Annotated in this window: 16 protein-coding genes; 6 read left to right on the top strand and 10 right to left on the bottom strand. The window is 72.4% G+C overall.

What is annotated here, in order from left to right; all coding sequences use genetic code 11:
- The first annotated feature begins 131 nt into the window (after positions 1 to 131).
- On the top strand, positions 132 to 563 hold the full coding sequence (locus tag MED15_RS23540; RefSeq protein WP_007457244.1) for an SsgA family sporulation/cell division regulator: 432 nt from the start codon (positions 132 to 134) through the stop codon (positions 561 to 563).
- Positions 564 to 677: 114 nt separating this feature from the next.
- On the opposite strand, the gene MED15_RS23535 is transcribed toward MED15_RS23540, so the two are convergent.
- On the bottom strand, positions 678 to 1,454 hold the full coding sequence (locus MED15_RS23535) for a glucose 1-dehydrogenase (RefSeq protein ID WP_112698315.1): 777 nt from the start codon (positions 1,452 to 1,454) through the stop codon (positions 678 to 680).
- Between the two features lie 202 nt (positions 1,455 to 1,656).
- On the opposite strand from MED15_RS23535, the gene MED15_RS23530 reads away from it, so the two are divergent.
- Entirely contained in the window at positions 1,657 to 2,649 is a 993-nt protein-coding gene (locus MED15_RS23530; protein WP_112736951.1) for a helix-turn-helix transcriptional regulator, read from the top strand.
- 7 nt (positions 2,650 to 2,656) lie between these two features.
- Entirely contained in the window at positions 2,657 to 3,112 is a 456-nt protein-coding gene (locus MED15_RS23525) for an RrF2 family transcriptional regulator (RefSeq protein ID WP_030333674.1), read from the top strand.
- Positions 3,113 to 3,124: 12 nt separating this feature from the next.
- Here the strand turns inward: MED15_RS23525 and MED15_RS23520 are convergent, their stop codons facing one another.
- The 7 genes from MED15_RS23520 to MED15_RS34825 form a co-directional block, all read right to left on the bottom strand.
- Positions 3,125 to 3,736 (bottom strand): malonic semialdehyde reductase, encoded by a 612-nt coding sequence (locus MED15_RS23520; RefSeq protein WP_112585128.1) that lies wholly within the window; start codon positions 3,734 to 3,736, stop codon positions 3,125 to 3,127.
- Entirely contained in the window at positions 3,733 to 4,293 is a 561-nt protein-coding gene (locus tag MED15_RS23515; RefSeq protein ID WP_112726088.1) for a flavin reductase family protein, read from the bottom strand. Before MED15_RS23515 ends, MED15_RS23520 begins: the two co-directional genes overlap by 4 nt.
- Positions 4,290 to 5,624 (bottom strand): LLM class flavin-dependent oxidoreductase, encoded by a 1,335-nt coding sequence (locus tag MED15_RS23510; protein ID WP_112736949.1) that lies wholly within the window; start codon positions 5,622 to 5,624, stop codon positions 4,290 to 4,292. The genes MED15_RS23515 and MED15_RS23510 overlap by 4 nt, the downstream gene beginning before the upstream one ends.
- Positions 5,625 to 5,635: 11 nt before the next feature.
- Positions 5,636 to 6,502, bottom strand: coding sequence for an ABC transporter permease (locus MED15_RS23505; protein WP_112726089.1), 867 nt, complete (start codon positions 6,500 to 6,502; stop codon positions 5,636 to 5,638).
- On the bottom strand, positions 6,495 to 7,340 hold the full coding sequence (locus MED15_RS23500) for an ABC transporter ATP-binding protein (RefSeq protein ID WP_112726090.1): 846 nt from the start codon (positions 7,338 to 7,340) through the stop codon (positions 6,495 to 6,497). The genes MED15_RS23505 and MED15_RS23500 overlap by 8 nt, the downstream gene beginning before the upstream one ends.
- Positions 7,337 to 8,368 carry an ABC transporter substrate-binding protein gene (locus tag MED15_RS23495; RefSeq protein ID WP_112601584.1) on the bottom strand — a complete coding sequence of 344 codons (1,032 nt, stop codon included), beginning with the start codon at positions 8,366 to 8,368 and terminating at the stop codon, positions 7,337 to 7,339. The genes MED15_RS23500 and MED15_RS23495 overlap by 4 nt, the downstream gene beginning before the upstream one ends.
- A 131-nt stretch (positions 8,369 to 8,499) precedes the next feature.
- Positions 8,500 to 8,577, bottom strand: coding sequence for a putative leader peptide (locus MED15_RS34825; RefSeq protein WP_349881247.1), 78 nt, complete (start codon positions 8,575 to 8,577; stop codon positions 8,500 to 8,502).
- 248 nt (positions 8,578 to 8,825) lie between these two features.
- Here MED15_RS34825 and MED15_RS23490 point away from each other — a divergent pair, with 248 nt between their 5' ends.
- Entirely contained in the window at positions 8,826 to 9,005 is a 180-nt protein-coding gene (locus MED15_RS23490) for a DUF4236 domain-containing protein (protein WP_112736947.1), read from the top strand.
- A gap of 69 nt (positions 9,006 to 9,074) precedes the next feature.
- Here MED15_RS23490 and MED15_RS23485 read toward each other — a convergent pair whose 3' ends face one another.
- On the bottom strand, positions 9,075 to 9,959 hold the full coding sequence (locus tag MED15_RS23485; protein WP_112736945.1) for a hypothetical protein: 885 nt from the start codon (positions 9,957 to 9,959) through the stop codon (positions 9,075 to 9,077).
- Between the two features lie 24 nt (positions 9,960 to 9,983).
- A complete protein-coding gene (locus MED15_RS23480; protein WP_112585113.1) occupies positions 9,984 to 10,505 on the bottom strand; it encodes a VOC family protein in 522 nt (173 codons plus the stop codon).
- A gap of 49 nt (positions 10,506 to 10,554) precedes the next feature.
- Here MED15_RS23480 and MED15_RS23475 point away from each other — a divergent pair, with 49 nt between their 5' ends.
- Complete coding sequence (locus MED15_RS23475; RefSeq protein ID WP_030333595.1) at positions 10,555 to 11,016, top strand: MarR family winged helix-turn-helix transcriptional regulator; 462 nt, start codon at positions 10,555 to 10,557, stop codon at positions 11,014 to 11,016.
- Between the two features lie 57 nt (positions 11,017 to 11,073).
- The gene (locus MED15_RS23470) at positions 11,074 to 12,720 is read left to right on the top strand and encodes a tetratricopeptide repeat protein (RefSeq protein ID WP_112736943.1); all 1,647 of its coding nucleotides are present in this window, start codon (positions 11,074 to 11,076) and stop codon (positions 12,718 to 12,720) included.
- The last annotated feature ends 9 nt before the right edge of the window (positions 12,721 to 12,729 follow it).

The raw sequence follows: 12,729 nt of genomic DNA, 5'->3' as shown, positions 1-12,729 counted from the left end.
CGCGGCCTTTCCGTCCCCCTTCCCACCACTGGGTGAAGTCAGCGTATGGCGGAGCGTAGCCAGGAGTAGCACCTGAGTATGGGAAAAGCGGGACACGCGCGTTCCGCAGCGGTGCCGGGGGGAGAACGTCCATGAGTGTCATCCGACCGACGACCGTAGAGGTCGAGACGTCGCTAAGGCTCGTCGCACCTGACGCCACCGCCTTGCCGGTGCGTGCCAGTCTGCGTTACGACCCTGCTGACCCGTATGCGGTCCATGTCCTGTTCCATGCCGAATCGGCAGGGGGCGAGGCGGTGAGTTGGTCGTTCGCTCGCGAACTTCTGGTCACCGGCCTGGACGAGCCGGCCGGCATCGGGGATGTGCGGGTCTGGCCCTGGGCCACACCGCGCGGCGATTTCGTCGCGCTGGCCCTCTCGTCACCGGACGGCAACGCCCTCTTCGAGGTGCCGCGCAGCGTCCTGGTGCGTTTCCTTCGACGGACCTACGTCGTCGTCCCGCGCGGCCGTGAGGCCGAGCACCTGGACGTCGACACGGCGGTGAACCGGCTGCTCGCCGGTCGCTGACCGCCCGAACGGGCAACACCGGCCACACCGGGGCCGCGCGGATCTGCCGAGTCCGCGCGGCCCCGGCACACACCCAGGGAGTACGCGGGCAGCGCGCTCCGGATCTGCCGGTGCTCAGCCGTGCGTGGTGATGCCGCCGTCGACGGGAATGACAGCCCCGGTGAGGTACGCGCCGGCGCGCGACGAGAGGTAGATGGCCGTGCCGGCCATGTCCTCGGGGCGCCCGATGCGGCCCAGCGGCACCTGCTGCTCGATGGCGGCCCGGCTCGCCGGGTCGTCGAGCGCGAACGCCATCATCTTGCTCTCGAACGGGCCGGGCGCGATCGCGTTGACGGTGATCTGCTCACCGGCGAGTTGGTGGGCGAGGCTGCGGGTGATCATGTGCACGGCCGCCTTGGTGGCCGAGTACGCGTACACCTCCATCATCGGCACCCGGATGCCGTCGATCGACCCGATGTTGATCACGCGGGCCGGGTCGTCGGCGCTGGCGGCGGCGCGCAGCGCCGGCAGCAGCGCGGTGGTGAGCCGGAAGACGGCCTTGACGTTGACCGCCCAGAGCTTGTCGAACGCGGCCTCCGGGTAGCCCTCCAGCGGTGCGCCCCAGGTCGCGCCGGCGTTGTTGACCAACACGTCGAGGCGGCCGAAGCGCTCACGCACGGCGGCGGCAAGCGTCTCGGCGCCGGCGTCGTCGCTCAGGTCGGCGGGGATGGCCTCGCAGCGACCCTCGGCGGACAGGGTGGTGGCGACCGCCTCGCAGACGTCCGCCTTGCGCGACGAGATGATCACGTGTGCGCCGGCTCGGACGAAGCCCTGGGCGATCATCAGCCCGATCCCCCGCGAGCCGCCGGTGACCAGGACCGTCTTACCTTCGACCGAAAACAGCTGCGTCATGCCCATCCCATCGCGAGTCGGCGGGGGCCGTCGGCCGGTCGAGTGGCCGGCGGATGCCGGGCGGACCGCGGACCGACGGCGCTACCGCCGGGTAACGTAGCCCGGCCGCCGGGAGCGGGACAAGCCCGGAGCTTGCCGCGGATTCCGCTACGAACGTCGATCGGGATGCGGTGACCTGCGGTTCGGGCTACCGTCGCAGGCGATGGTCTCCACCGATTCCTCCCCCGCGCCATCGATCGGAACGGCGTCTCCCGTCACCGACGAGATAGCCACGTTCGCGCTGGCCGATCTTGCCGGTGCCCCGGGCTGGCGTCGGCCGGTGATCGTCGAGCGGGAGCTGTTGATTCTCACCACGCGTGGGCACGGCGACGCGGAACTCGACTTTCATCTGCTGCCGTGCCGGCCCGGCACACTGCTTCGGGTCCGCCCCGGCCAGGTGCTCCGCTGCGCCGGCCCTCAGTTCGACGCCACGGTGGTCGCCTGGGATCCCGAGGCGCTGCGCGACTTCGACGTCGACCTGACCACTACCGCGACCTGGCGGCAGTTGGCCGGTGAGGACGAGGACGCGGTGATCAGCGAGGTGAGCCAGTTGGCGGTGGACTGTCGACGGCACCCCGACGGCCCCACCGCCCGCGCGCTGCTCCGGCACCAACTGGCCGTGCTGCTGCTGCGGCTGGCCGTAGCCCACGACGACCGGTCGCCGTCCCGACCCGAGGACGAGACGTTCCACCGGTTCCGCCGCGAGGTGGAGCACGGCTACCCGCACACCCGGCGGGTGGAGGACTATGCGGCGGAGCTCGGCTGCTCGGTGCGGACCCTGACCCGGGCCTGCCTGGCCGTCACCGGTCGCAGCGCCAAACAGGTCATCGACGAGCGGGTGGCGTTGCAGGCCAGCCGGTTACTGGCCGCGACGGATCAGCCGATCGCCCAGATCGGCCGGCGGCTCGGCTTCTCCGAACCCACCAACTTCGGCCGCTTCTTCAGCCGCGAGGTCGGGGTCAGCCCTGGCGCGTTCCGGGCCGCCCGGGACCAACCGGTGGCCGGCCGGGTGGTCCGACCCCGACCGCCGGCCGAGTCGACGGGCGTCAACGGCGGCTGGTTCCGCCCCGGCACCTCCGGCGAACCCGCCAACGGCGGGTACGCCACGAGGTCCGGGCCGCCCACCGGAGGGCCGGGCGGCACCGGGCGGGCATGATGGCAGGGTGCAGATCTCCGCGCGCGGCGACTACGCGGTACGGGCGGCGTTGAGCCTCGCCACCGCGTACCCCTCGCTGCTGTCCACCCAGGCCATCGCCGCGGAGCAGGACATGCCCCGTAAGTTCCTGGAGGCGGTCCTGGCGGATCTGCGCCGGGCCGGCATCGTCCGCGCGCAACGCGGCGCCGAGGGCGGCTACACCCTCGCGCGCCCACCACGCGAGGTGACCGTCGGCGCGGTGCTGCGCGCCGTCGAGGGCCCACTGGCCGGGGTACGCGGGCTGCGCCCCGAGGAAACCCGGTACGAGGGTTCGGCGGAGAACCTGCCCGGCCTGTGGGTGGCGGTGCGCGCCGCCGTGCGGCGGGTCGTCGACGAGGTGAGTCTCGCCGAGATCGTCAGCGGTCGACTGCCCGCGCACGTCCGCAAGCTCACCGCGCTGCCCGACGCGTGGGAGCCCCGCTGACCTCGGGTCGGCTCACAGCGTCCACACCACCTCCTCGGTGCTGAGCCGGGGCAGCCGCTGTTCCCAGGCGTCCGGGCCGGGGTGGCCCAGGTTGAGCAGCAGCAGCGCCTCGTGCCGGCCGTCGGGAAAGAACTCGCGGGTCACCCCGGCCGCGTCGAACCCGGCCATCGGGCCGGCGGCCAGCCCGGCGGCGCGTACGCCCACCAACAGGTAGCCGATCTGGAGGGTCGCGCTGAACCGGGCCTGCTCGGCGCGGGACGGACTGTCGCTCAGCCAGTTGCGGGCCTGCGGCCGGTGCGGGTACAGCTCGGGCAGCCGCTCGTGGAAGTCCACGTCGGCGGCGAGCACCGCCACTAGTGGCGCGCTGGCCGTCTTCGCCCGGTTGCTCGACGAGACGTACGGCAGCAGCCGCGCCCGGGCCGCCGCCGAACGGAGCAGCAGCACCCGCAGCGGCTGACCGTTGTACGCGGTCGGCCCGTACCGGATCAGGTCGTGGATCGCCGCGACCTGGGCGTCGGTGACCGGCTCGTCGGTGAACGTGTTGGCCGTGCGGGCCGCCCGGAACAGCAGGTCCTGGGCGGCCCGGTCCAACGCGAGCAGGTCGGCGGTGGTCGGTGCGGTCACGTCGGCACGGCGGTGGTGTAGCCGCCGCGGTGGTGGACCAGTGGCGGGCCGTCGCCACCGTCGCCGAGCGCCAGCGGCTCGGCGATCACCAGCGTGTGGTCGCCGGCCGGGATCCGGTGCGCCACCCGGCAGAGCAGCCGGGCCAGCACCCCGTCGAGCAGCGGCACCCCGAACGGTCCCGACGTCCAGTCCGGGTACGCGGCGAACCGGTCGATGCCGCTGGTCGCGAAGACCGTGGCGGCCTCCCGCTGCCCGGCGCCGAGCAGGTGGACGGCGACGTGCTCGGCGCGGGCGAGCACCGGCCAACTCGACGACGCCACCCCGAGGCAGAACGACACCAGGGGTGGGTCCAGCGACACTGACGTGAACGAGGTCGCGGTGAAGCCCGCCCGGATGGGCGCGCCGATCCCACCGAGGCAGGCGGGGTCGGTGCCGCGGGCGACAGCGGTGACCACCGTGACGGTGCTGGCCTGCCGCCGCAGCAGTGCGCGGAACAGGCCCGGGTTCACCGGTCGCAGCTCGGCAATCTCCGCCGAGGGTCGCTCCACGGTGGTCATGCCGGCACCAGGGCCGACGTGGCGTACGCGCTGGCCGGTCGGGGCAGGCCGTAGTGCTCGCGCAGCGTCCGACCGGTGTACTCGGTGCGGAACAGCCCACGGGAGCGCAGCACCGGCACCACGTGGTCGACGAAGTCGGCGAGCCCGCCGGGCAGGTGCGGCGGCATGATGTTGAACCCGTCGGCGGCGCCCTGGGTGAACCACAGCTCGATCTGGTCGGCGACCTGCTCCGGCGTACCGGCGACGACCCGGTGACCCCGGCCGCCGCCGAGGCGGCCGATCAGCTGCCGGATGGTGAGCTGTTCCCGGCGGGCCAGCTCGGTGACGAGCTGGTAGCGGCTCTGGTGGGCCTGCACGGCGCCGGCGGCCGGCAGCTTCGGCAGCGGCCCGTCCAGCGGCAGGCCGGTCAGGTCGATGCCGAGCATCCCGGAGAGCTGGGCCAGGGCGTAGTCGGGGACGATCAGCTCCTCCAGCTCCGCGGCGAGCGCCATCGCCTCGGCCTCGGTGCCGCCGAGCACCGGCGCGATGCCGGGCAGGACCTTCACCAGGTCCGGTTCGCGGCCGGCGGCGGTGACCTGCCGGCGCAGCTCGGCGTAGAAGCTCTGCCCGTCGGCGAGGGTCTGCTGCGCGGTGAAGACCGCCTCGGCGTAGCGGGCGGCGAAGGCTATCCCGTCCGGCGACGAGCCGGCCTGCACCAGCAGCGGTCGGCCCTGGGGCCCCCGGGGGATGTTCAGTGGGCCACGGACCTGGAACTCCGGCCCGCGGTGCGCCACCTCGTGCACCCGGTCGGTGTCGGCGAACACCCCGGCCGTCGTGTCGAAGACCAGCGCGTCGTCCTCCCAGCTGTCCCAGAGCTTGATCGCCACGTCGACGAACTCGGCGGCCCGCCGGTAACGGTCGGCGTGTTCGGGGTGGCTGTCCCGGTTGAAGTTGACCGCCTCCCGTTCCTGGGCGGAGGTGACGATGTTCCAGCCGGCCCGGCCACCGCTGAGGTGGTCCAGCGAGGCGAACTTGCGGGCGACGTGGAACGGCTCGTTGTAGGTGGTGGAGACCGTCGCGATGAGACCGATGTGTTCGGTCACCGCAGCGAGCGACGCGAGCAGGGTCAGCGGCTCGAAGACGGCCTGGATGTTGTGGCGGGGGTTCGGCCCGACCGAGAGACCGTCGGCGAGGAAGAGCGAGTCGAGGGTGCCGCGTTCGGCGATCCGGGCCAGTTCCTGGAAGTGCCGTACATCGGTGACCCGACGCGGGTCGGTGCGGGGGTGCCGCCAGGCGGCCTCGTGGTGGCCGACGCCCATCAGGAACGCGTTGAGGTGCAGGGTACGGGTCATTGGAGTCCGTCCTATCCGGCAGAGACGTCGACGCGCCAGGTGGAGAAGCGACGTTCGAGGGCGACGAGGAGCTGGTTGACGACCAGGCCGATGGCGGAGATCGTGATGATCCCGGAGTACATGTCGGCGATCGCGAAGTTGTACTGCGCGTAGTTGATGAGGTAGCCGAGCCCGGCCTTCGCGCCGACCATCTCGGCCGCGACCAGGACCAGGATCGAGTACGCCCCGGCCAGCCGGACGCCGGTGAAGATGGTCGGCACGGCGGCCGGCAGGATCACCTTCTGGAACAGCCGCAGGTGGTTGAGCCCCATCGAGCGGGCCGACCGGATCAGCAGCGGGTCGACGCCCTTCACCCCGGCGATGGTGTTCAGCAGGATCGGCCAGGAGCACGCGTACAGCACCAGGGCGATCTTGGAGGTCTCCCCCAGGCCGAGGATGAGCACGAACACCGGCAGCAGGGCCAGCGCGGCGGTGTTGCGGAACACCTCCAGCAGCGGGCTGAGCAGCTCGGCGAGCGGCCGGTACCAGCCGATCAGCAGGCCGAGCGGAATGGCGGTGAGCACCGCCAGGCCCAGCCCGGCCAGCGACCGGGTGAGGCTCGCGCCCACGTGCTCGGCGAGCTGCCCGCTGCGCAGCAACTCCCACCAGGCCACCAGCACCTCCGACAGCGGGGGCAGGAAGACCCGGTCCACCAGCCCGAGCCGGGGTGCGCCCTCCCAGATCGCGGCCAGCGCGACGATGGCGACGGTGCGGTGCAGCACCTTCGCGCCGATGCCGAGCAGCCGACCGGCGCGACCGGGAACAGCACGGTCGGGCGCAGCGCGGGGCACTGTGGGTGGGCCTACGAGTCGGGTGGGACGTTCGGCGATGTCAACCAACGCGGGCCTCCTCGGTGTGGCGGACGCCGGTGCCCTCGGCCGCCTGGGCGGCCCGCACCTCGTCACGCAGCAGGGTCCAGATCTGGTGCCGGTGGTGGCGGAACGCGTCGGTGGAGCGGACGTCCTCGACCGCGTCGCGGTCGCCGAGGTCGATGTCGATGACCTGTTTGAGCCGCCCCGGCCGGGACGTCAGCACCGCCACCCGCTGACCCAGGTAGACGGCCTCGTCGATGCCGTGGGTGATGAACACGATCGTCTTGCCGGTGCGGGCCCAGATCCGCACCAGCTCGTCCTGCAACGAGTCGCGGGTCTGCGCGTCCAGGGCGGCGAACGGCTCGTCCATCAGCAGCACGTCCGGGTCGTACGCGAGGCTGCGGGCGATGGCCACCCGCTGCTTCATCCCGCCGGACAGCTCGTGCGGGTAGCGGTCGGCGAACCCGCGCAGGCCCACCAGGTCGAGGTGGTGCTCGATCAGGGCGGCGCGTTCGGCGCGGGGCACCCCCTTGGCCTCCAGGCCGAACGCGACGTTGCCGGCGGCGGTGCGCCAGGGCAGCAGCGCGTACTGCTGGAAGACGATGCCCCGGTCCAGGCCGGGACCGGTGACGGGGCGACTGTCGACGAGCACCCGCCCTGCGGTCGGCTCGGTGAGCCCTCCGAGCAGGTCGAGCAGCGTGGACTTACCGCAGCCGCTGGGGCCGACGACGACCAGGAACTCGCCGGGGCGTACCCCGAGGGTGACAGCGTCCAGCGCGGTCACCGCGCCGGCTCCGCCGCGCCGACTGGCGCGGACCGGGAAGGTCTTGCTCACCCGATCAAAGAGGATCTTGTCGGTGCTCACGCGTTCCCCCCGTCCACGAAGGGGTTGAACCGGTTGGTGTAGATGTCGCCGGGCTTCGGACGGTCGCCCCTGAGCTCGCCCTCGGCGGCGAGCCAGTCGATCCAGGTGCCGAACTCCTGCTCACCGATCACGCCGCCGCGCCCGGCGACACCACTGCTCTTCCAGTACGCGACCAGCGACGGGTCCTCGTTGCGGCCGCGCTTGCCGATGATGTCCCGCATCCGGGCGACCACTGTCTCCCGGGGTTGGGTGCGGGCCCACTCGATGGCCTTGCCGACCCCGGTGACGAACGCCTTGACGGTCTCCGGGTTGCGCTTGATGAAGTCGTCGCGGAAGACGTAGGTGCCGCCGCTGAAGGCGCCGAGCAGCTCGTAGTCGGTGAAGATGGTGCGGATGCCGCCACTGGCGACCGCCTTGTCGCGGATCACCCCGCCGAGCACCGCGACGTCGATCTGCCGCTGTCGCAGCGACTGCTCGGTGTTGACCGGTGGCAGGGCGACCAGCTCGACCTGCTTGATCTCGGCGGCGGTGAGACCGCCGCGGGCGAGCCAGGTCTTGAGCACGGCCTCGGCGTGCGCGCCGAGGGTGTTCATGCCGACCTTCCTGCCGATCAGGTCACGGGGGCTGCGGACCGGGCTCTCGTCGAGCACGTAGTAGCCCTGGAAGGTCTGCGCGTCCGAGCCGTAGTAGCTGACCACGGCGGTGATCGGGGCGTTGGCGGCGGCGAGCTTGACGATGGCGCCGTTGAACGCGCCGCCGAAGTCGCTCTGCCCGGTGGCGGTGGCCTGGATGTCCTGCGGGCCACCGGTGACGTTGCCGATCCACGTGAGCTTGACGTCGCCGAGGTAGCCGAGGTCGGCGGCGAGTTCGGGGAGGGTGACCTGACCGACCGAGCCCTGGTAGCGCAGCTCGTTGGCCTGGGCGCCGTCGGCTGCCGCGTCACCGCCGCAGCCGGCGGTGGCGGTGAGCACGACCAGCGCCGCAACAGCGGCGAGGGTACGCAGAACGGGACGACGGGGTGGGGACATGAGGAGTCTCCTGATCTGTCCACGATGGGAGCGGGGACGCCCGGATGAGGGCGTGCGGGCACGCTGCTCCGCGTTGAGCGGGCGGGCGATGGGAGTGCGGCGCTGGAGCCGAGCCGGGTGAACCGGTCAGCTCAACAGAGCGCGCTCGCGTGCCGGACCAGGTCGACGTGCACACGAGCGGTGAGGAGAAGCTCATCCCGCTGCGACATGACCCCATGCTGCCCGGGATCGGAACGAGCGGTCAACGGCCTTCCAGAAGATGAGACTTCTATCGCCGCCGATGTTACGAAGCGCTACGAGCAGCGTTTACCGTGCCGCAACACCTATCTGGTGGATAGAGATTGCGGCACTCGGTGGGCGACCGTCCAGGGCGGACGGCGAGAGGGTTTCAAAAGTTGACGGTTCGGGCATGTTCGATCTCGACACGGCAGGGAACGGTGACGAGGGGAGACCTCCGATGGGCCTCATGTTTCGCAAGCGCAAGAAGTACGGTCCGATCATCCTGAACTTCACCGAGAACGGCTTCTCCTCGTGGAGCATCAAGATCGGTCGCTGGTCCTGGAACTCCAAGGCCCGTGCGCACCGGGTCGACCTGCCGGGTCCGCTGAGCTGGAAGCAGGACAAGACCCGGTCGTAAGCCTCCCGGGAGTCGAGCGGGGTGCCGGTGATTCACCGGCACCCCGCTCGGCGTCTGCGGGGTGGGCGCTCAGCGCACCAGGGTGATGATCTCGTCGCCGGCCAGCCGCCCGGACTCGCGATCGCGTCGCAGGGCACCGGCGTCGATAAGCTCAGCGAGCGCCTGGTTGGCGTCGGCGGCCCGATAGACGGTCGCGGTGAGGGTGTGCCGGCGCAGCTCGGTGACCGGCCGTGGCCCGCCCGCCCGCAACTCGGCCAGCAGCTCGTGAGCCAGCGGTTCGAGGTCGGGATCGCCGACCACGTCGACGGTCGTGCCGGTCGGGTCGAGCGGGTCGCGGTAGCGCACGCCGAGGTCCGCGCCGAGCTCCCAGAGCGCGTCACGGACCGCCTCCAGACTCCGGTCGGAGCGGCTGCCGAACGCGATCACCCCGGCAGCCTCGCCGCCGGAGAGCACCGGTGCCACCTCGGCCACCAGGGGGAAGCCGGCGGAGACGAACACGTCTCGGGCGCTGTCGCCGGTGTGCAGCAGCAGCTCTCCGGTCCGGCCGTTGGTCGCGGCGGTGAGCAGCTTCGGCGTCATGGCGCCGGGCAGGTCCACGAAGGAGAACAGCGGCGCGCCGGCCGCCCCGGCGGCCTTCACCGCGACCGGTAACCGGTAGGCGTCGCCGGGCAGCAGGTGCACTGTGACCTCGGCGGGCAGCTCCGCCTCGATCGGGCCGAGTCGGGCCGGCAGGTCGGCGGCGGCGTCGGCCAGCACCAGCACCGTCACCTGCCGGCCGCGCACCTGGTCGCCGTGCGTGGCGACCAGGCGCAGCGCGGCCTCCGCGCTGCCCGCGTCGGCGGCCGCGAGGGCTATGGTGGCCCGCCGGGAGCGGTGCAGGGCCGCGGGCAGCCAGGTCGTCAACTGGCGGACCAGCAGCTCGCGGAGGAAATCAGTGGTCCGGTCGGTCGGCATCGGTCCGTTCTACCGTACGGGCGGTCAGGCCGGGACGGAGATCCCCACCCCGCCCCGGGTCTGCCCGCCGTAACGCTGCCGCTCGGCGTCCAGGTCGAGCCGACCGATCTGCTTGCGGGCGGCCAGCGCGGAGTCGTCGAGCAGGTCGGCCGGGATCAGCCAGACCACCTCGAACTCGAGGCCGTCCGGGTCCTTGCCGTAGAGGCTCTTGGTAGTGCCGTGGTCGGAGGTGCCGGCCAGTGCGCCGGCCGCGGCGAGCCGCTCGGCGGTGGCGGCCAACTCGTCGAGCGTGTCCACCTCCCAGGCGAGGTGATAGAGGCCGACGGTGGACCGGCCGGCGGTCGACCGCCCGGCGCCCGCGCCGATCTCGAAGAGGCCGAGGTCGTGGTCGTTGGTGGAGTCGGGGGCCTGGAGGAAGGTGGCGCCCCGGAAGCCGTCCGGGGTCATCGCCACCGGGCGGAAGCCCAGCACGTCGCTGTAGAACGCGACGCTGCGGGCGAGGTCACTGACGTAGAGGACCGCGTGGTTGAGCCGGTGGATACCCATGACCCGAGACTAGCGCGGTTTAGTTGAACATTCAACCATCGGGAGTATGATGGCGGTCATGACCCGCTGGTTGGACCCCGACGAGCAGCGCACGTGGCGCGCGTACCTCACCGCTTCCCGGGTGCTGATGGACACTCTCGACCGTGAGCTGCAACGCGACGCGGGCATGCCGCACGCGTACTACGAGATCCTGGTCCAGCTCTCCGAGGCCCCCGGCCGTCAACTGCGCATGAGCCAGTTGGCGCAGGCTGCGGGGTCGTCGCGCAGCCGGCTCTCGCACGCCGTGGCCCGGCTGGAGGCCGCCGGCTGGGTGCGCCGCGAGGACTGCCCCACCGACCGGCGCGGGCAGATCGCGCTGCTCACCGACGAGGGTTTCGCCACCCTCGCGGCCGCCGCTCCCGGCCACGTCGAGGGGGTACGCCGACACCTGTTCGACGCGTTGAGCCCCGCCCAGGTCGACCAGCTACGCCGGATCAGCGAGACCCTGGCCGAGCACCTGACCGGATCCTGACCAATCGACACCGGCGCGGGTCTTGTACTTACCGTCGTCGGATGAGCACGATGGGGCGTGTCTTCCGGCTTCGGTGAACTGACTGATCAGGCGCACCACCTCGTGTCCTCCGGCGATCTGGCCGGCGCACAGCAACTGCTGTCCGACGCGCTCACCGACGCCGACCCCCGCCCGGCCAACGCCACTCCCGAGCTGGCCGAGGCGGCCAGCCTCCAGGCGCGGGTGCTGATCGCCCTCGGCGAGCCGCACTCGGCCCGCGGGTGGGCCGCCTTCGCGTACGCGGCCACCACCCGCCTGCACGGCCGCGCCGACCCGCGCACCGTGGCCGCGGCGGCGACCCTGGCCGCTGTGCTGCACCGGGTCGGCAGCCACTCCCGGGCGGCGCGGCTCTACCAGGAAGTCATCATCGAGCTGACCGCACAGGACGGCCCGGAGTCACTGCGGGTGCTCGCCGCGCACGCCGACCTGGCCACCGTCGAGTACGCGCGCGGCCAGTGCACTGTGGCCCGCGACCGCCTCCAGGACGCCTGGGAGCTGCACCGCGAGGTGTACGGCGACGGGCACCCCAGCGGCATCAAGATGCTGGCGCGGCTCGGGGCGATGCAGCGCGACTGTGGGCAGTTCGCCGAGGCACACGACAACCTGGCGCTCGCCCGTGAGCTGTGCCGCCAGCACCTGCCCGCCGACGACCCGCTGGCCACCCAGGTGGCGGCCCTGGCCCGGGCGGCCGCCAGTCCCGACCACGCCTGCGCCGACAACCCGCCCACGGCTCGGGACACACCGGTCGTGCCGGCCGCCCGCGTCCCACCGCACGGCGACGGGCCGGCCGAATCCGGCTACCACCCGCAGGCAGCCACAACCCACCAAGCCGGGGCGGTGCCGAACCCCCGGCTGCCCTCCGACGAGGCGATCGGGTCGACGGGCAGCAGATGGTCGACCGAAGCGGCGGACGAGCCGTCGCCCCACCCCACCGACCCTCCGGTGCCCCCGTCGGTGGTCGGGTTGGCCGGCGGCACTGAGGAGCAGCCCGGGGTGTACCGGCTGCACCCACCCGCCGACCCGTACGGGTCGCCCGACCCGAACCCGCCGTCCGACCAGCAGCAACCGTCCGACCCGTACGCGCGGCCCGACCCGTACCAGCAGCCCGACCCGTACACGCAGGTCGAGCCGTACACGCCGTCGCGGCTGCTGCCGGTGCCCGTGCACCGCGCGCCATCGGAGCAGCGCAACCGGCTGGTACCGGTGCTGGTGGCCGGCGTGGTCGTGGTGCTCCTCGGCGCGGCAGCGGTGATCGCCGGGGTGGCCCGGGTCGACGGCGACGACGAACCGAACCCGCCGCCGGCCAGCGCCTCGCCCACCGCCGGCGCGCCGGCCAGCACCGCGCCCGCCCCGGGCGGCACGGCACCCACGTCGGCTGCCGCCGCGGCGCCGCCCGGCACCCCACCCAGCGCGGTGACCCTGCGCGACAACCGGGACAGCATCGCGTTGAACTGGACCTATCCGGCCGGCGGCGAGGGCCCGGTGGTCATCGCGGGCGGCCGCACCGGCCAGACCCACAACATCTTCGCGACGCTGCCCGCCGGCACCACCAGCTTCGTCATCTACGCGCTCAACCGCACCAACGACTTCTGCTTCACCGTCGCCGTCGCCTGGTCCACCGACACCGTGGCCCGTTCCAAGCAGGTCTGCACCAGCCGCCGCTGACCCGCGGGG

The sequence above is a fragment of the Micromonospora noduli genome (genome assembly GCF_003264475.1).
GTDB lineage: Bacteria > Actinomycetota > Actinomycetes > Mycobacteriales > Micromonosporaceae > Micromonospora > Micromonospora noduli.
The sequence above is the reverse complement of the archived record's forward strand: the minus strand, read 5'-3'. Positions and strand labels throughout refer to the sequence as shown.

Excerpts from the sequence above, each read along its gene's own strand:
- MED15_RS23485 (WP_112736945.1), bottom strand. The coding sequence starts at position 9,959 with ATGCCGACCGACCGGACCACTGATTTCCTCCGCGAGCTGCTGGTCCGC.
- MED15_RS23510 (WP_112736949.1), bottom strand. The coding sequence starts at position 5,624 with ATGACCCGTACCCTGCACCTCAACGCGTTCCTGATGGGCGTCGGCCAC.
- MED15_RS23480 (WP_112585113.1), bottom strand. The coding sequence starts at position 10,505 with ATGGGTATCCACCGGCTCAACCACGCGGTCCTCTACGTCAGTGACCTC.
- MED15_RS23540 (WP_007457244.1), top strand. The coding sequence starts at position 132 with ATGAGTGTCATCCGACCGACGACCGTAGAGGTCGAGACGTCGCTAAGG.
- MED15_RS23535 (WP_112698315.1), bottom strand. The coding sequence starts at position 1,454 with ATGACGCAGCTGTTTTCGGTCGAAGGTAAGACGGTCCTGGTCACCGGC.
- MED15_RS23490 (WP_112736947.1), top strand. The coding sequence starts at position 8,826 with ATGGGCCTCATGTTTCGCAAGCGCAAGAAGTACGGTCCGATCATCCTG.
- MED15_RS23530 (WP_112736951.1), top strand. The coding sequence starts at position 1,657 with ATGGTCTCCACCGATTCCTCCCCCGCGCCATCGATCGGAACGGCGTCT.
- MED15_RS34825 (WP_349881247.1), bottom strand. The coding sequence starts at position 8,577 with ATGTCGCAGCGGGATGAGCTTCTCCTCACCGCTCGTGTGCACGTCGAC.
- MED15_RS23495 (WP_112601584.1), bottom strand. The coding sequence starts at position 8,368 with ATGTCCCCACCCCGTCGTCCCGTTCTGCGTACCCTCGCCGCTGTTGCG.
- MED15_RS23515 (WP_112726088.1), bottom strand. The coding sequence starts at position 4,293 with ATGACCACCGTGGAGCGACCCTCGGCGGAGATTGCCGAGCTGCGACCG.
- MED15_RS23475 (WP_030333595.1), top strand. The coding sequence starts at position 10,555 with ATGGCGGTCATGACCCGCTGGTTGGACCCCGACGAGCAGCGCACGTGG.